The sequence below is a fragment of the Amycolatopsis melonis genome (assembly GCF_040064235.1).
Lineage (GTDB): Bacteria > Actinomycetota > Actinomycetes > Mycobacteriales > Pseudonocardiaceae > Amycolatopsis > Amycolatopsis melonis.
The window spans coordinates 356,595-374,089 of record NZ_JBDZYD010000012.1 but is presented as its reverse complement, the minus strand read 5'-3'; the positions used below and the strand labels follow the sequence as shown (position 1 = coordinate 374,089).

Genomic DNA, 17,495 nt, shown 5'->3' with positions numbered 1-17,495 from the left:
CCAACCCGTGCACCCAACTCGACGCCGAGATCATCTCGGGCAGCAGCTCACCGTCAGCGCTCGGGGTGTCGTCCGTACTGGTCAGGGGCTATTCCGTTGGATATTCCGCGAGATGTCCGGGAACCCCGAGACCCGCGACGACCTGCTCGGGCAGGCGGCGGGTGTGCAGGGCGGCCCGAGTGCCGAGGCGCTGCTGCAGGCGCGGGCGGAGCTGCTGGCCGCCTGAGCGCGCGGTCCGGAATGGACGTGGGGCCCGCCGTCGCGATGACGGCGGGCCCCACGGTCGTTTCCCGGACTCAGATGAGGCCGAGCTTCTGCACGGTGTCGCGCTCCTCGACCAGCTCCGCGACGGAGGCGTCGATGCGGGTGCGGGAGAACTCGTCGATCTCCAGGCCCTGGACGATCTCGTACTTGCCGTCCTTGGCGGTGACCGGGAACGACGAGATCAGGCCCTCCGGCACGCCGTAGGAGCCGTCGGAGACGACCGCGGCGGAGGTCCAGTCGCCTGCCGGGGTGCCGTTGACCCAGGTGTAGACGTGGTCGATGGCGGCGGAGGCGGCCGACGCGGCCGAGGACAGGCCGCGGGCCTCGATGATCGCCGCGCCGCGCTTGGCGACGGTCGGGATGAAGTCGTTCTCCAGCCACGCCTGGTCGACCGCCTCGGCGATGCTCTTGCCACCGAACTCCGCGTGCTGCACCGAGGGGTACTGCGTGGCGGAGTGGTTGCCCCAGATGGCGACCTTCTTCAGCTCGGTCACCGGGACGCCGAGCTTCTTGGCCAGCTGGGCGAGGGCGCGGTTGTGGTCGAGGCGGGTCATCGCGGTGAAGCGGTCGGCCGGCACGTCGGGGGCGTGCGAGCGGGCGATGAGGGCGTTGGTGTTGGCCGGGTTGCCGACCACGAGGACCTTGACGTCGTCGGCGGCGCCGGCGTTGATGGCCTCGCCCTGCGGCTTGAAGATGCCGCCGTTGGCCTCGAGCAGGTCGCCGCGCTCCATGCCCTTGCTGCGCGGGCGCGCGCCGACGAGCAGGGCGATGTTGGTGCCCTCGAACGCCTGCTTCGGGTCGTCGAAGATGTCGGTGCCTGCCAGGAGCGGGAACGCGCCGTCCTCCAGCTCCATCGCGGTGCCCTCGGCCGCCTTGACCGCCTGCGGGATCTCCAGCAGCCGCAGCTTCACCGGGACGTCCTGGCCCAGGAGCTGACCGGACGCGATGCGGAACAGCAGCGCGTAGCCGATCTGGCCGGCGGCGCCGGTGACGGTCACGTTGACAGGGGCTTGGGTCATTGCGGTACTCCAGCTTGAGACGACTTTGGCTAGTGCCTTGGAGCCTATCCCTCCCGGGCGTCGCTGTTCGGGTGCGTCCAGTCACTCTCGCTGGATCGATCAGGTATCGGCGACGTTGGCCGCCAGCCGCTGCAGCAGGTCGGCGAGCTGGGCGATCTCGGCGTCGGACAGGCCTTTGCGCAGGCGCTGGTCGTGCGCGATCGCCGCGGAGGCCAGGCGGTGGAACAGCTGCTCGCCCGCCTCGGTCAGCTCGACCAGGTGGACCCGGCGGTTGCCGGGGTCGCGGCGGCGGGTGACCAGGCCCGCGGCCTCCATGCCGTTGAGGTGGTGGGTGAGCGTGGCGCCCTGGATGCCGACGGCGTCGGCCAGCTCGCGCTGGTTGGCCACGGCGGTGGTCTTGAGCGAGATGAGGATCTGCCAGACCGGCTGGGACCCGCCCGCGGCGGCGAGCGCCTGGTCGAAGGCGCGGCCGGCGGTCTTGGCGGTGCGGGCGAGGACGACGCCGATGGGGGCGGTGACGGGTGCGGGCACGCCCAGACCGTACCGCAGATGCCGAGAACTCTAAGCGTTTGACATCGAATGGTTAGAGATCTAACGTTGAGAGGTCGAAAGGAGCCCTGATGAGCACCGAAGAGCAGGTCCGCGACCTTGGCCGGATCTGGGCCGCCGCGGAGGAACGCGGCGACACCGGCGTCCTGGCGGGACTGGCCGCCGACGGCTTCCGCCTGGTCGGACCCCTCGGCTTCGTCCTGGACCGCGGCCAGTGGCTCGCCCGCTACGACAGCGGCGACCTGGTCACCGAGAAACTTTCCTGGACCGACGTCGCCGTCCGCGACTTCGGCGCCACGGCCATCGCGATCGGCGTCCACGAGCAGATCGCCCGCCACCGCGGGAACCCGGTGAACGGCCGCTTCCGCGCCACCCACGTGCTGGTCCGCGCCGGCGACGGCTGGCAGCTGGCCGGCATCCACCTCAGTCCGATCGGAGGAGAACCGCGATGAGCGTCGAACTCAACCACACCATCGTGTACGCCCGGGACCGCGTGGCCTCGGCGGAGTTCCTCGCCGGCATCCTCGGCCTGGAGACTGAACCGGTGACCGAGCCGTTCCTGCCGATCCGGCTGGCCAACGGCGTCACGCTGGACTACCTGCAGACCGACGGCGAAGTGTGCCGCCAGCACTACGCGTTCCTTGTCGGCGACGAGGAGTTCGACGCGGCCCTCGCCCGCGTCGAGGCGGCCGGGCTCACGTTCTGGGCCGATCCCGGCCACGGCGAGCCGGGCGAGATCAACTACCGGTTCGGCGGGCGCGGCTTCTACTTCGAAGACCCCGACGGCCACAACATGGAACTGCTCACCCGGGCCTGAGGCGTTCCGAACTGGACTGACCGGACGACCCGCGGGTGATCACCGCGCCCACCGGCCGGACCGGGCGTGCGAAATCGTTTTCCGCCCGCATTCTTCACCGCACGCGGCAATAACTGTCGATAATTGGCGAAAGTTGAGTATTGCCGCGTGCCGGGACGGCTACGCGGCGTTACTCCGTTCAGCGGGGTTTCCTTCCATGATCCTTTCGCTACCATGGGTCGGCCCCCGTCCCCAATTCGAATGGTATTGGGAAGGATTCCGATGCTGTCTGCGGTCGTTGCTGCCGTAATGGCGCTGTCCTCTGTGGTCACCCCGCATTCGTGGAACACTCCGCCGCCGCCCGACAAAATCGTCATCGACGTCGTCAACGCCAATGGCACCGGTTGCCCGCCGGGCACCGCCGCGGTGGCCGTTTCGCAGGACAACACCGCCTTCACCGTCACCTACAGCACCTACACCGCCCTCGTCGGCGTCGGTGCCGGACCACTGGACGCCAGGAAGAACTGCCAGATCGGCCTGCGGGTGCACGTGCCACAGGGTTTCACCTACGGAATCGCGCAGGCCGACTACCGCGGATTCGCGCACCTGGAACGCGGCGCGACCGGGCTGGAAAGAGCGAACTACTATTTCCAGGGTAATTCGCCGACCGCGTTCGTCCAGCATCCGCTCGCCGGGCCGTTCGAGGACGACTGGCATTTCACCGACTCGACGGAGGTGGGCGCGATCGCGTTCAAGCCGTGCGGTGAGGAACGCAATCTGAACATCAACACCGAATTGCGGGCCGCGGCCGGGACATCGGATCCGAAGAAGACGACCAGCTACGTCACGATGGACTCGACCGACGGCAGCATCACCACCACCTACCACTTCGCGTGGCTGACCTGCCCGTGACCGGATGAGCACCGGGGCGGCCCCCTCCCGCCCCGGTGCTCACCTCGCGGGGGCGCGGGGATCGCCCGCCTCGACACCGAAGACCCGGCCCAGGGACACCACGGCCTCGTCGAGGTGGCTGAGGCTGGACAGGACGGCGCGGGTCTCGGCCTGCTCGACCCGGTCGGACACCGGGGTGCCGTCGTCGCGCACGAGCGTGCCGGGTGTGGGGCCACCCGGCGCGTCCAGTGCCCGGTGCAGCACGTCGATGTTCGCCAGCAGCCGCCCGGTGAACAGGCCCAGCCGTTCGGCGTCGGCGCCGGCCAGCTGCCCGGGCTGGGCCCGCGCGGCGACGTGCCGGGCCCGGAACGCGATCGTCTCCAGCGTGGTCAGCACGTGCCAGCCGTAGTCGCGGCGCGCACTGCGCAGGTTGACCGGATGGGTCAGCGGCTCGATCGTGGTCCGGACCTGTTCCACCGCACGGTCCAGATCGCGCGACAGCTCGATGATGTTGACGTTCTCCTCCCCGGCCAGCAGCCCGCGGGTGTGCTCGAGGAACTCCGCCAGCTCGTCGAGCACCCCGGCGACGTCGTCGAGCATCACCGACCGCGTGCGGACCGGGACGATCACCACCGCCGCGAGGATGCCCGCGGCCGCGCCGACCGCGGTCTCGGCGACCCGGATCCCCAGCACCGCCAGGCTGAACGTGCCCAGCAGGCTGTAGAGCAGGCCGAGCATGCTGGTGACGAAGAACGCCATCATCACCTGCGACACCCGCGCGGTGTAGACCATGCCGAACACGCACACCAGGATCAGCGCGAGCGTGGCCACCGTGTTGCCGCCCACCAGCAGCGCCAGCACCACCCCGCCGACGATGCCGATCAGGGTGCCGCCGAGCCGCCGCACGCCCTTGACGAACGTCGCCCCCGCACTGGAAGCGCCGACGAACACCACGAACACCGTCAGCACCGCCCAGTACCAGCGCTGATGGGACACCAGCTCACCGCCGAGCACCGCGAGCCCGCCGCCGACGACCGCCTGGATCGCGCTGCGCGTGCGGTTGTCGTAGGCGAACGCCCGCGTCGGCTCGGCCTCGGTGTCTTCCGGCGGGTCCGGTGTGGACTCCGGCGCGGCGGCCCGCTGCGCACGGTCGTCGGCCAGCGCCAGCTCGGCCAGCGCCTTGCGGACGCCGTCACCGGGGGCGGCGTGCTCGTCGATGCGGCTGCCCTCGACCAGCATGCGGCTGAACTCGCCGGTCTCGCTGATCAGCGGCAGCTCCCGCGGATCCCGTTCCATCAGAGCCCGGAACCGGGCCAGCCGTGCGATGAGGTCGTCGCGCACGGCCACGGTCAGCTCGTCGGAACACGTGCGCTGCACGGTGATCGCCAGCCACTGCACCGCCAGCTCGACCTCGATGGCGCGGCGGCGCAGCACGTCGGCGGCCCGCGCGTCGACGACGTCGGGCGCGGCGTCCTCGATGAGCAGCACGCACTCGTGCAGCCGGGCCAGCGCGGTACGCAGCTGCTTGCGGGTGCGCTCGCTGCCGTTGACGGCCAGGTACGCCTCGGTCGCCCGCACGACAGCACCCAGCCTCGCCCGGAAGGCCCGGCGGACCCGCAGGAACTCCGCCTCGGCGTTGTGCCGCAGCAGCACGAACCGGACGACGGCGTTGGCCGCGACCCCCACCGCGAGCGCCAGCAGCAGCTGCGGCACCTGCCCGACGTGCGCCTGCAGGAACATCGGGAAGAAGAACAGGAAGAACGCGATCGACCCCAGCGCCGTGCCGCGGGCACCGAAGCGCTGGGCGTAGACCGCGACGAAGATCAGCAGCACGAACACCACGCTGTCCAGCGGCGGCAGCGCCGAGCCCAGCGCCGCGACGGTGATCGACGCCGCCCCGGTCAGGAACGCCAGTACCAGCGTGACGGCCTGGGCGCCCGGGGCCGGGTCGCTGACGGTGAACGCCGTCATCATCGCGGCGATGGCCCCGACGAGCATCACCGTCAGCGGCAGGTGCGCCGGCAGCAGCGCGGCCACGGCCAGCACGATGCCGAGCACGGCCGAGCCGGCCAGCCGCAGCCGGACCAGGCCGGGATCGGCCGCCACGAGCCGGTCGAGGACGGCGGTGCGGAAGTGGTTCATCGGGCGAGCAGCTCCCACTGGGCGAGGGTGACGCGGCGGCCGCGGGCCGCGGTGATCCGCAGCCGGTAGCGCGCGTACGCGGCCGGGGCCGCCAGGACGAACGGGCGGGTCTGACGGCGCCAGCGGAACAGCTCGCCGTCGCGTTCGTCCACAGTGGTCCAGCCGACGGCGTCGGCCGAGCCCTCCAGCACCCACCCGCTCGGATCACCGCGGCGGTCCCCGGAGGTCAGCGTGTACATCGTGACCTCGCGCGGCGGGCCGGTGACGGCGAACTCGACCACCGGGCGCGCGCTGCGGAAGGTGACCTGGGTGCGGCTGGTGTCGTCGCGCAGCGCCCGCACGTCCGTGCCGTCGGCGCAGGTGGCCGTGCCGTCGAGGTCGGTGACCGGGGCCGGGTGCGCGGCGGGCTCGGGCGGGGCACCCCAGCCGGTCGGCTCGGCCACCAGGTCGAAGACCAGCTCGGCGCCCGCGGCGAGGGTGGCGTGCGCGATCGACGTGGCCTCGTGCGGTTCGCCGTCGACGGTGAGCCCGCGGACGTAGACGGTCTCCTCGGTGTTGCCGGGCGCGCGGATCACGAGTTTCCGCCCGCCGCCCAGGTGCACGGTCGCCTTCTCGAACAGCGGCGAGCCGAGCGCGTACCGCGGGCTGCCGACCGCGAGCGGGTAGAAGCCGAGGGCGCCGAAGACCCACCACGCGGACATCTCGCCGTTGTCCTCGTCCCCCGGATAGCCCTGGCCGATCTCGCTGCCGAGGTAGAGCCGCCGCAGCACCTCCCGCACCACCCGCTGGGTCTTCGACGGTGCGCCGGCGTAGTTGTAGATGTAGGGGATGTGGTGGGACGGCTGGTTGGAGTGGCCGTACTGGCCCATGCGGACGTCGCGGGCCTCGGTCATCTCGTGGATCAGCCCGCCGTACGCGCCCGGCCGCCGCCCGGTCTCCGGCGTGGCGAAGAAGGTGTCGAGCTTGGCTTCCAGCCCGGCGTGCCCGCCGTGCAGCGCGGCCAGCCCTGGCCCGTCGTGCGGGGCGGTGAACGCGGTGTTCCACGCGTTGGTCTCGACGAAGTCCCCGCCCCACGCCGCCGGGTCGTACCCCTCCGGAGCGAACTTGCGGCGGCCGTCGCGGTGGCGGCCCTGGAAGAACCCGATCGCCGGGTCGAAGTGGTGGACGTAGTGCCGGGCCCGCTCCCGGAAGTAGGCGGCGTACTCGGCATACCTCCGTGCCCGGCGCCCGGCACTTTCCCGTGAAAGTGCCGTCGCGAGGTTGGCCAGGCCGAAGTCGTTGATGCAGCCTTCCAGCGACCAGGACAGTCCTTCGTGGACCGACGCCGGGGTCCAGCCGAGGAAGATCGACTCGGCGAGGCCCTTGCGGCCGACCGAGCGGAGCGGCGGGGTGACGGTCGCGTTCTTCACCCCGGCGTCGAAGGCGGCCTCGACGTCGAAGCCGCGGACCCCCTTGAGGTAGGCGTCGGCGAACGCGACGTCGGAGCTGGTGCCGGTCATCAGGTCCGCGTAGCCGGGGGAGGACCAGCGGGAGATCCAGCCGCCTTCGCGGTACTGCTGGACGAACCCGTCGATCATGCGCCCGCACCGGTCCGGGGCCAGCAGCGCGTACGCGGGCCAGGTCGTGCGGTAGGTGTCCCAGAAGCCGTTGTTGACGTACAGCTCGCCGTCGACCACCTTCGCGCCGGTCCGCGTGCGGGTGCTCGGCCACCACCGCCGCACCACCGGGCTGGCGTGCCGGATCCCCTTCGGCGTGTTCTCGTGTGCCACGTTCGGGTACAGGAACAGCCGGTAGAGGTTGGAGTACAGCGTGGTCAGCTGGTCCTCGGTGGCGCCTTCGACCTCGACCCGGCCCAGCACGTCCTGCCACGCCTGCCGCGCCTGCTCCCGGACCTGCTCGAACGTCGTCCCGGCCGGGATCTCCAGCGCCAGGTTGCGCTTGGCCTGGGCGAGGCTGATCAGCGATGTCGCGATCCGCAGCGTCACCACGGGCGCGTCGAACTCCAGCGCGCCGGTCACCGTCCGCCAGAACGGCCGCCGGATCTTCCCGCCGCGCCGGGCCGGGACGTCGGTCTCGGCGTAGACGAACATCCGGCGCGCCCCGGCCGACAGGCGGCTGCGGACCCACGTGTGCCCGGTGACCACCCCGGTGGCCGGGTGCAGGCGCAGGCCACCGCGGTTGGCGGCGTTGTCGAACAGCAGCCAGCCGCCGTCGCCGGGGAAGGTGAACCGCAGGATCGCCGCGTGCGACGCCGGCGCGAGGTCGGCGGTGATCCCGCCGGCGAACCGGACGCCGTAGTGGTGCGGCGAATCGGTCTCGTCGTCGTGGGAGAAGGCCAGTGCCCGCTTGCGGCGGTCGGGCTCGACCGGGCCGGTGCCGGGCATGACCTGGAAGGTGTGCCGGTCGCCCATCCACGGGCTCGGCTGGTGGGACAGGGCGAAGGCCTGCAGCGCCGGGCGGTTCCGAGCGTCGTTGTGGCGGTGGTAGGAGTAGAGCCAGTTGGTGACGCCGGCGTCGGTGACCGGGGTCCAGAAGTTGAACCCGTGCGGCACGGCGGTGGCGGGGAAGTTGTTGCCGCGGGAGAACGCGTCACTGGAATGGGTGCCGCGGGTGGTGCGCACGAACTCGACCGGATCCCGCGGCGGCTCGGGCCGTTCGGCGATGCGGACGTCGTCGATCCACCCGGTGATCTCGCCGCCGGGTGCCGCGGTGCGCAGCACGATCCGGCGGATCCGCCGCCCGGCGAACGCACCCAGCGGGCGGCGCACGAGGTTCCACTGGTCCACCCACAGCGTCTTGTCGTCCACCGGCGCGAACCCGGCGAAGGTGCCGTCGGCGAACTCGACGTCGAGGGCGACGCGGGTGGCGCGGTAGTCCGGGATGTCGCCGTCGGCGACCGGGAAGACCACATAGGACAGCTCGGTCCGCCCGGTCACCGGGACGTCGAGGTCGAACAGCACGGCTTCGGCAACGGCGGTGTAGCGCAGGGCACGCAGCCCGGTGAAGCCGACGCCGGTCTTGGCCGTGGGGGAGCGGTCCGGGCCGCTGCCGACCCGCAGCGCCGGATCGGCAGGCTGCGGATCACCGCTTTCGAAGGAGGAGAAGAACCCGGCGTCGGACATGCCCCCACCGTATCCGCCGAACGGCCCAGTCCGCCGATCACGACGGGCGCCCGCCGAACCGCCAGGAATGCACCTCGACCGCGGCATACCGGTCCGCGGTGAGCACCGCCCGCGCGGCAGCGGCGTCCGGAGCCCGCAGCAGCACCGCCGTGCCGAGCCACGCGGCGCCGTCGTCGGACAGCAGCGGACCATGGGCGATCAGCTCGCCCGCCGACGGGTCGAGGTCGGCGGGTGCGCCCTCGCCGAGCCCGAGCACCAGGAACCGCTCACCGCCGGTCCGCCCGCCCGGAAACTCCCACATGGTCCGGCCCAGGGTGTTGCGCCACCGGCGCAGCAGCACATCCCGGTAGGCCCCGGCCTGGTAGCCGGGCTCCTCGAAGGCGAACGCCCGCGCGGCGGCGACGTCCGGCAGGTCCAGGACGTGCACGCTGCCGGTGGGAACGTCCCCGGCCATGGTCGGCCCGCGGGCGATCATCGACCCGGCGAAGCGGTCCATGTAGGCCCAGTGGTCCTCCAGCAGCCGCCCGCGCAGCGCCGCCGACCCCGGGCGGTCCCGGTGATAGCAGAAGAACTCCATGAGCACCGGATCTTCGCAGCCGGGGAAGCGTGCGGAAAGTGATCCGGAAGCCGCCGTGGCTAGCTTCGGCGCGTCCACCTCCGAGAAGGGAACGGCATGGGCCCCACGATCCGCCGCGCCGCCGTCGCGCTGACCGCCGCCGCCACGATGACCAGCCTGCCGGCCGGGACCGCGAACGCGGCCACCTACCGTGAACTGACCAACCAGAAGACCGACTGGCGCAAGTGCGTCTCGCTGGCCGGCGGCGGCTCCACCGCCAACAACACCAACCTCGTCATCTACACCTGCACCGGCGGCGACGAACAGCAGTGGGCGTTCGAACCCGCCGGCGACTACTACCGGATCAAGAACCGCAAGGCAGGCGGCGGCAAGTGCGTCTCCGTCGGCGGCGGCGGCGGGACCGCGCAGGGCGACCCGGTGATCCTCTACACCTGCAACGGCGGCCGCGAACAGGACTGGAGCACCGTCGCCTACGGCCTCGGCTACCTCGTGGTCAACCGCAAGAGCGGCTACACCTGGTCGCTGGCCGACGGCGGCTCCACGGCCAACAACACCCACATCGTCCAGTGGCGCATCCTCGACTCCGCCCCCGAGCAGGTCTGGCGCGACCCCGGCGCCGCCCCCGGGCGGGTGTGGGTGGTGTAATTCGGGGTTAGACCCCGAATTACCACTCACGACAAGCCGCGGCAGACCACCCAGGCCGGGGAACCTACAGCCGGGCGCACTGCCCGGCGGCCGGGCCGCGGACGGTGTTGGGCAGGTCGTGGTCGGTCGGGACCGGCGCGTTCGCCGCGCACGCCAGCGGCCCGCCCACCGTGCTCGACGCCAGCACCGGGCCGTGGTTGCCGGTCAGCGCCACCGGGCCCGCCACCTCCGTCAGCTCGATCGACACCGTCCCGCTCGCCCCGGTGATCGCCACCGGGCCGCCCACCTTCGTGCGGTTGAGCACCACCTGACCCGCACCCGTCGCCGCCAGCGGCCCGGTGATCGCGCCGCCGCGGACGATCAGCGACGCGCCGCCGCCCACCGTCACCGGGCCCGGCACCGTCGCGTTCTCCAGGCAGACCGTGCCGGACGTCACCGACAGCGGGCCCGCGGCGGTGCCCGTGACCGTCTTCGTGCAGGCGGCGTCCGGCTTGCCCAGCAGCTCCACCTCGGCCAGCGACGCCGGGGCGCCGGTGCTGGTCGCGGTCACTTCGAGCCGGTAGTAGGCGTAGTGCGCCGGGTTGGCCACCTTGAACGCGCGGGTCTGCTGCCGCCAGCTGAACGCCTGGCCGGTCTGCTGGTCGGCGACCGCCCACGTCTTGCCGTCGTAGGAGCCCTTCAGCACCCAGCTCTTCGGGTCACCGGCACCGGTCTGGGACGTCAGCGTGTAGTGCGTGACGGCCTCGTCGGTGCTGCGCAGCTGGTACTGCACCGCCCCGGTCACCGCGGCCTGGGTGCGGGAGGTGTTGTCGAACAGCGCCGCGGCGTCCGAACCGTCCGAAGTGGACAGGGTGCCGCGGCCGGGTCCGGTTTCGTCGTGCAGCGGAGCCGGGACCGCGTCGCCCGTGGTGATCGACTTCGGCGCGTCGGCCGGGCCGGTGCCCCACGACGACGGGTTCGGGCCCATCGCGAACTCGATCGTCGCGCCGCGGGCGATCAGCTCGTGCGGCAGCGACGTCGAGGAGTACGGCTTGCCGTTGACCTTCACGCCCTGGACGTAGACGTTCTTCGCGCTGTTGGCAGGCGCGTTGATCACCAGGTCCTTCCCGCCCGCCAGGTGGACGGTCGCCTTCTTGAACAGCGGCGACCCGATCGCGTAGGCCGGGCTGCCCATCTGCAGCGGGTAGAAGCCCAGCGCGCTGAACAGCCACCACGCCGACTGCTCGCCGTTGTCCTCGTCACCGGCGTAGCCCTGGCCGATCTCGCTGCCGGTGTACAGCCGTGCGAGCGCCTCGCGGACCTTCTCCTGCGTCTTCGACGGCTGACCCGCGTAGTCGTACATGTAGAGCGTGTGGTGCGAGGCCTGGTTGGAGTGGCCCAGCTGGCCCATCCGCACGTCGCGCGCCTCCCGCATCTCGTGGATCACGCCCCCGTAGGAACCCGGGAAGTTCGCCGTCTCCTGGTCGGCGAAGAACGCGTCCAGCTTCTTCGCCAGACCGGCCTTGCCGCCGTAGAGGTTGGCCAGGCCCTGACCGTCCTGCGGCACGGAGAACGCCATGCCCCAGCCGTCGGTCTCGGTGTAGTCGATGCCCCACACCCGTGGGTCGTAGTCCTGCGGCGACCGGCTGAACTTCCCCGCCGCGTCCCGGCCCTGGAAGAACCCGACCGCCGGGTCGAACAGGTTCACGTACTGCTGCGCGCGGCTGGTGAAGTACTCGTAGTTGGCCAGGTACTCCTGCTTGCGCGGGTCGCTCGCCGGGGCCTCGTCGTAGAGCTTCTTCGACAGGTTCGCGATGCCGAAGTCGTTGACGTAGCCCTCGATCGACCACGAGAACCCGTGGTCGGCGGTGTTGGGCGAGTAGCCGAGGAAGATGCCCTCGTCGATGCCCTTGCGGCCGACCGCGTTGTTCGGCGGGGTCACCGTCGCGTTCTTCAGCGCCGCGTCGTAGGAGGCCTTGACGTCGAAGTTGCGCACGCCCTTGAGGTAGGCGTCGGCGAAGGCCACGTCCGAGCTGGTGCCGGTCATCAGGTCCGCGTAGCCCGGCGACGACCAGCGGGAGATCCAGCCGCCGTCGCGGTACTGCTGCACGAACCCGTCGACCATCTTCCCGGCCATGTCCGGGGTGAGCAGCGCATACGCCGGCCACGTCGTGCGGTAGGTGTCCCAGAACCCGTTGTTGACGTAGGTCTGGCCCTCGACGATCTTCGCCCCGGTCTGCGTCGGGGTGTCCGGACCGGCCTTCGGCGAGACGAAGCTCGCGTACTTGTAGACCGGCTTCTCGGGCGTGCCGGTGTTCTCGAACGCCGAGTTCGGGTACAGGAACAGCCGGTAGAGGTTCGAGTACAGCGTCGTGAGCTGGTCCTTCGAGGCGCCCTCGACCTCGACGACCTTCAGCTGGTCGTCCCAGATCCGCTGCGCGGCGTCCCGCACCGAGTCGAACGTCGCGTTCGGCGCGATCTCCATGGCGAGGTTCTTCTTCGCCTGCTCCACGCTGATCAGCGACGTCGCGATCCGCATCGTCACCGTCTTGTCGGCGCCGGCGGCGAACCGCAGGTAGCCGGTGACGTTGTCGCGGCCCTGCCCGGTCAGCTTCCCGCCCGCGGACACCGGCTTGTCGAAGGTGGCGTAGACGAACATCCGGCCCGCCCCGGCCGACAGGCCGCTCTTGACGTCGCTGTAGCCCGACAGCGTGCCGTTCGCGGTGTCGAGCGTCAGCCCGCCCTGGTTCTTGAAGTTGTCGAAGATCAGGCTCGCGTCACTGCCCGGGAAGGCGAACCGGAACATCGCCGCGTGGTCGGTCGGGGTGACCTCGGCGGTGATCCCGTTCTCGAACCGCACGCCGTAGTAGTGCGCGCGGGCGGTTTCGTTGTCGTGCTTGAACGCCAGCGCCCGCGCGTCGCGATCGGCGTCGGGCACGCCGGTGGCTGCCGAGGGCATCACCTGGAAGGTCTGCCGGTCGCCCATCCACGGGCTCGGCTCGTGGCTGACGCTGAACGCCTGCAGTTCCGGCAGGTTCTGGGCGTTGTTCTGGCTGTGGTAGTTGTACATCCACCGCACGTCGCCGGTGTCGGCGTTCGCGTCGGTGACCGGGGTCCAGAAGTTGAACCCGTGCGGCAGCGCCGTGGCCGGGAAGTTGTTGCCCCGGGAGAACGTGCCGTTGGCCATCGTGCCGCGCGTGGTCAGCACGTTGTCGGTCGGGCGGGTGCTCGCCGGCGGGGTCGGCGTGGCGGAGATCTTCACGTCGTCCAGCCAGCCCTGCAGCGAGCCGGGCCCGTCCGGGTTGTCGTAGCCGACCAGGATGCGGTCGATCGTCTTGCCCTTGGCGACCCGCCCGATCGCCGAGCGCACCAGGTTCCACTGGTTGGTGTAGAGGACCTTGCTCTTGCCCTGGCCCTCCGGCGTCAGCGGGAAGCCGTACTGGTCGGTGGCGCCCAGGTCGCGCAGGTGGGTGCCGTCGGTGAAGGCCAGGTCGATCGCGACGTTGGTGCTCGGGTACTTCAGGTCGCCGGTGATGAACTGCGGCTGCACCTTGTAGGACAGCTCGGTGGACGCCACGACCGGGATGTCGACGTCGAAGATCTTGTTGTACGACCAGCCGTGGCCCGCCGCGGTCTGGCTGCCCGAGTAGCGGAACGCCTTCAGCCCGGTGAAGCCGACACGGTTCTTGTTCGTGTAGCCGCTGGTCGGGCCGGAGTCGGTGAAGCTGCGCATGTTCGGCAGCGGCGGCGGCGCCGGCTCGTCGTTGGCCAGCAGCAGCTCCGACAGCTGCAGGATCGGCCCGCCGTTGTTGCGGGTGATGTTCAGCCGGAAGTACTTGTACGGCGCGCTCGGCGCGGCCAGCCGGTAGTCCTTCTGCTGGAAGCGGGCGGTGAACGCCTGCCCGGCCTGGCTGTCCAGGTCGGTCCAGGTGCTCGCGTCGTTGGAGCCCTGCAGCGTCCAGTCCTTCGGGTCGCGCTCGGCGAAGTCGTTGGCCGAGGAGATCGCGTAGTGCGTGATCGAGGTGGGCTCCGACAGGGTGATCTGCGCCCACGCCGTCGGGTTCCACGACAGCCACTTCGTGTCGGTCGTGCCGTCGACGAGGTTCGAGACGACCTCGCCGCCGCTGGTGTTCTCGCTGCTGGCGCTGGTCTCGGTCACCTTGCCGCGGACGTCGCCGGGGATCGCGGTGCCGTTCGCGCCGTTGACCCCGGACGCGCGCGGCTTGCCTGCGGCGTCGGTGTCGACCGTGTCGGTCCAGGCCGGCTGGACGTCGCCGGGCTCGAAGGAGGACCAGAAGTCGGCGGGAAGGGCCTCTTCGGCGGCGGAGGCGGAGGCGGGGAGGGCGACCAGGCCGGCGGCGACCACGGCGGCGGTCACCAGCACAGCGACCGGCGGTCTGGCGCTTCGGGGCATCGTTGCTCCAAGCTCTGGAGGGCTGATTCGAGCGCACCGCGGGCGGGGGACCGGCGGCGCGGTTGAAGCGAAACGCGCGGGTGACATCGATGTCAAGACCACCCGGCAAACCTGGCCAGAACTGGACAAGGCGGAAACCGTCACGCGGATCCGGCGGCGTCGCTAGGGTCACGATCATGACGACGACCGACCCCGCCGACCGCGTGCTGGCCCGCGCCTCCCTTGCCGAAGGCGACCCGACCGGCTGGTTCGACCGGCTCTACACCGCCGCCGCCCGCGGCGAGGCCGAAGTCCCGTGGAGCCGCGGCAAGCCCAACGCGGAGCTGGCGGCCTGGGTGCCGCCCGGAGCGGGGCGGCGGGCACTGGTGGTGGGCAGCGCCCTCGGCGACGACGCCGAGCTGCTGGCCGCCCACGGCTGGGCGGTGACGGCCTTCGACGTCGCCCCGACCGCCGTCGAGGCCGCCCGCAAGCGGTTCCCCGAGTCCACAGTGGACTACGTGGTCGCGGACCTGCTCGACCCGCCCGCACCGTGGCGGCAGGCGTTCGACCTGGTCGTGGAGATCATGAACATCCAGGCGATGCCCCGCGACTACCGCGCCCGGGCGCTGACGTCGCTGGCCGGGTTCCTCGCCCCGGGCGGCACGGCGATCGTGTGCGAGGTCGCCGAGGAAAGCATCGACGCCGCCACCTGGCAGAGCCCGCCGTGGCCGTTCAGCCGCGCGGAAATCGAGTCGGTCGCCCAGGACGGGGTCCGGCTGGTGAGCCTGGAAACCATCCGCGACGGCGCCCGCCACTGGGCCACCTTCACCCGCTGACCCCGGCCCGGTGACGGCCGGGCGTCGTGCCGACGACGGCGGTGAACGCCGCGATGAAGTGACTCGGGTTCGCCCAGCCGCAGGCGCGGGCGACCTGGGCCGTGTCGTGGCCCTCGGCGAGCAGGACCAGCGCGTGGTGCACCCGCACCTGGGTGCGCCACGCGTAGAACGTCATGCCCAGCTCCTCGGCGAACAGCCGGCTCAGCGTGCGCGCACTGGCCCCGGCCCGCCGCCCGAGCTCGGCCAGCGACGTGGTGTCCCCGGGCCGCTCGTACAGCACCCGCGCCACCGCCCGCAGCCGGTCGTCGCGGGGCTCCGGCAGCTGCAACGGCTGCTCGGGAGCCTCGCGCAGCTCGTCGACCAGCACCCGGCGCAGCCGCGCGCTCGCGCCGCGGTCGTACTCGCGCGGGCCGGTCAGCGCGAGCAGGACCTCGCGGGCCAGGCTCGACGCGGTGAACACGGCCGGGTGGCCGGGCACCAGCCGCGCCAGCGACGGCGGCAGGAACACGATCCGCATGTCGGTGTCGCCGTGCGCACGGTGGTGGTGGGTGTATCCCGCCGGTGTCCACGCGACGCGGTTGGCAGGCACGATCGACGTCCCGCGCTCGGTGTACACCGACAACACGCCGCGCGCCGCATACACCAGGTGGCCACGGGAATGCGCGTGCGCCTGGCTCGTCCCGCCCGACGGCCACCGGTGCACCCCGCCCGAGGGCCACAGCCGCACCACCGACGCGGGTTGGCGGGCAATGGGCATGACTTGGCATTCTACCGGTGGTCCGCCACCCGGCGTCCGGTGACAGTGGGACGCATGAAGACGATGCAAGCGGCAGTCTGTGTCCGGGCGGGCGGCCCGGAAGTGCTGGAAATCCGGGAGGTGCCGGTGCCGACGGTCCGGCCCGGCTGGAGCCTGGTCCGGGTGCGCGGCGCCGGCCTGAACCGCTCGGAACTGCGGACGCGCCAAGGACATTCGCCGAGCGTGACCTTCCCGCGGGTGCTCGGGATCGAATGCGTGGGCACCGTCGCCGCGTCGACCGACCCGCGGATCCCGGACGGCACGACCGTCGCGGCCGTCATGGGGGAGATGGGCCGCGCATTCGACGGCGGCTACGCCGAATACGCGCTGCTGCCCAACACCCTGCTCATCCCGGTCACCACCACGCTGCCGTGGGACGTCCTCGCCGCGCTCCCCGAGACCTACCTGACCGCATACGGCGCCCTGGACGCCCTCGACGTCCGGCCGGGCGGTCGGCTGCTGATCCGCGGCGGGACGTCGTCGGTGGGACTGGCCGCCGCCTCGATCGCGGCCGGTCAGGGTGTCGAAATCGCCGCCACCACCCGGCGCCCGGACAAGGCCGGTGCACTGACCGCCGGTCACGTCCTGCTCGACGACGGCGGCCCGCTGGAGCTGTCCGCGCTGTGGCCCGAAGGCCCGGACTGGGTGCTGGACCTCGTCGGCGCCCGCACGGCGGTCGACTCCCTGCACCTGGTCCGCCGCGGCGGCACGGTGTGCGTGGCGGGCTCGCTGTCCGGCTGGATCGTGCCCGGTTTCGAGCCGATCGCGCAGATCCCGACGGGCACCCGGCTCACCGCGTTCCACAGCGACACCCTCAAGGGCGCCGCGGGAGCGGACGCACTCGCCCGGATCGTCCGGGAGATCGAGGCGGGGGTGTACCGGCCCAACGTCGACCGGGTCTTCGAGCTGGCCGACATCGCCGCGGCCCACCGGTACATGGAACAGGATCAGGCCGCCGGCAAGCTCGTCGTGGTGCCGTGATGCCGGAAGAACTTCCGCGATCGGCTCAGCAAACCGGTCGATGCGCGCCCGGCCCGGACGCTCGTAGAGTCCGCCGACGACCGCAGATGTCCGACCGATCCGGAGTTTTTCCCCGATGACCAACCGCATCGAGCTGGCCGCCCAGCAGCAGGCCGCCCCCGCCACCCTCGAACTGGCCGAGCAGGCCCACCCGGTCTCGTGCGCCCCGCTCGAGGTGGCCGCGGCGGCCGCCAACGCCGCCCACCGCGCGACCGAGGTCCGCCTGGCCGCCCGCGCGTTCAACCAGTGGGTGCACACCGCGCACGCCGACATCGGCTTCGTGCCCGCCGGTCAGGTCGCGGGCGCGTCGCTCACCGCCGAGCCGATGCCGCTGTCCGGCCTGCTGGCCTACTACGGAGCCTGAGGACCCGGACACGCCGTGCTGAAGGGCACCTTCCTTACGTGAGATGCGAGGAAGGTGCCCTTCAGCACGCCGCGCTAGCCGTTCTCCCGGAAGCGCGACAGG

Annotated in this window: 14 protein-coding genes; 7 read left to right on the top strand and 7 right to left on the bottom strand. The window is 71.6% G+C overall.

Annotation, left to right across the window (positions count from 1 at the left end; all coding sequences use genetic code 11):
- Positions 1 to 296: 296 nt before the first annotated feature.
- Positions 297 to 1,283, bottom strand: coding sequence for a malate dehydrogenase (locus ABJI51_RS31375; RefSeq protein ID WP_348954655.1), 987 nt, complete (start codon positions 1,281 to 1,283; stop codon positions 297 to 299).
- Between the two features lie 99 nt (positions 1,284 to 1,382).
- Positions 1,383 to 1,814, bottom strand: a complete 432-nt coding sequence (locus tag ABJI51_RS31370; RefSeq protein WP_348954654.1) for a MarR family winged helix-turn-helix transcriptional regulator — start codon at positions 1,812 to 1,814, stop codon at positions 1,383 to 1,385.
- A gap of 89 nt (positions 1,815 to 1,903) precedes the next feature.
- On the opposite strand from ABJI51_RS31370, the gene ABJI51_RS31365 reads away from it, so the two are divergent.
- From ABJI51_RS31365 to ABJI51_RS31355, 3 genes are all read left to right on the top strand, one after another.
- Positions 1,904 to 2,284 (top strand): nuclear transport factor 2 family protein, encoded by a 381-nt coding sequence (locus ABJI51_RS31365; RefSeq protein WP_348954653.1) that lies wholly within the window; start codon positions 1,904 to 1,906, stop codon positions 2,282 to 2,284.
- A complete protein-coding gene (locus ABJI51_RS31360) occupies positions 2,281 to 2,649 on the top strand; it encodes a VOC family protein (protein WP_348954652.1) in 369 nt (122 codons plus the stop codon). Before ABJI51_RS31365 ends, ABJI51_RS31360 begins: the two co-directional genes overlap by 4 nt.
- A gap of 261 nt (positions 2,650 to 2,910) precedes the next feature.
- Positions 2,911 to 3,540, top strand: coding sequence for a DUF4360 domain-containing protein (locus ABJI51_RS31355; protein ID WP_348954651.1), 630 nt, complete (start codon positions 2,911 to 2,913; stop codon positions 3,538 to 3,540).
- Between the two features lie 39 nt (positions 3,541 to 3,579).
- On the opposite strand, the gene ABJI51_RS31350 is transcribed toward ABJI51_RS31355, so the two are convergent.
- From ABJI51_RS31350 to ABJI51_RS31340, 3 genes are read right to left on the bottom strand one after another with little or no spacing between them, the layout of a single operon-like run.
- The gene (locus ABJI51_RS31350) at positions 3,580 to 5,661 is read right to left on the bottom strand and encodes an FUSC family protein (protein WP_348954650.1); all 2,082 of its coding nucleotides are present in this window, start codon (positions 5,659 to 5,661) and stop codon (positions 3,580 to 3,582) included.
- Complete coding sequence (locus ABJI51_RS31345) at positions 5,658 to 8,783, bottom strand: GH92 family glycosyl hydrolase (RefSeq protein ID WP_348954649.1); 3,126 nt, start codon at positions 8,781 to 8,783, stop codon at positions 5,658 to 5,660. The genes ABJI51_RS31350 and ABJI51_RS31345 overlap by 4 nt, the downstream gene beginning before the upstream one ends.
- 37 nt (positions 8,784 to 8,820) lie before the next feature.
- Complete coding sequence (locus ABJI51_RS31340) at positions 8,821 to 9,360, bottom strand: YciI family protein (RefSeq protein WP_348954671.1); 540 nt, start codon at positions 9,358 to 9,360, stop codon at positions 8,821 to 8,823.
- Between the two features lie 96 nt (positions 9,361 to 9,456).
- Between ABJI51_RS31340 and ABJI51_RS31335 the strand changes: the two genes are divergently transcribed.
- Positions 9,457 to 10,005: an RICIN domain-containing protein gene (locus ABJI51_RS31335; protein ID WP_348954648.1), complete on the top strand. Its 549-nt coding sequence runs from the start codon at positions 9,457 to 9,459 to the stop codon at positions 10,003 to 10,005.
- A gap of 64 nt (positions 10,006 to 10,069) precedes the next feature.
- Here ABJI51_RS31335 and ABJI51_RS31330 read toward each other — a convergent pair whose 3' ends face one another.
- Positions 10,070 to 14,398, bottom strand: a complete 4,329-nt coding sequence (locus ABJI51_RS31330) for a GH92 family glycosyl hydrolase (protein WP_348954647.1) — start codon at positions 14,396 to 14,398, stop codon at positions 10,070 to 10,072.
- 176 nt (positions 14,399 to 14,574) lie between these two features.
- On the opposite strand from ABJI51_RS31330, the gene ABJI51_RS31325 reads away from it, so the two are divergent.
- Positions 14,575 to 15,213, top strand: a complete 639-nt coding sequence (locus ABJI51_RS31325) for a class I SAM-dependent methyltransferase (protein WP_348954646.1) — start codon at positions 14,575 to 14,577, stop codon at positions 15,211 to 15,213.
- Here the strand turns inward: ABJI51_RS31325 and ABJI51_RS31320 are convergent.
- The gene (locus tag ABJI51_RS31320; protein ID WP_348954645.1) at positions 15,203 to 15,970 is read right to left on the bottom strand and encodes a helix-turn-helix domain-containing protein; all 768 of its coding nucleotides are present in this window, start codon (positions 15,968 to 15,970) and stop codon (positions 15,203 to 15,205) included. The genes ABJI51_RS31325 and ABJI51_RS31320 overlap by 11 nt on opposite strands.
- A 54-nt stretch (positions 15,971 to 16,024) precedes the next feature.
- Between ABJI51_RS31320 and ABJI51_RS31315 the strand changes: the two genes are divergently transcribed.
- Together ABJI51_RS31315 and ABJI51_RS31310 are read left to right on the top strand one after the other, a co-directional pair.
- Positions 16,025 to 16,990, top strand: coding sequence for a zinc-binding dehydrogenase (locus ABJI51_RS31315; protein WP_348954644.1), 966 nt, complete (start codon positions 16,025 to 16,027; stop codon positions 16,988 to 16,990).
- 115 nt (positions 16,991 to 17,105) lie between these two features.
- On the top strand, positions 17,106 to 17,393 hold the full coding sequence (locus ABJI51_RS31310; protein ID WP_348954643.1) for a hypothetical protein: 288 nt from the start codon (positions 17,106 to 17,108) through the stop codon (positions 17,391 to 17,393).
- The last annotated feature ends 102 nt before the right edge of the window (positions 17,394 to 17,495 follow it).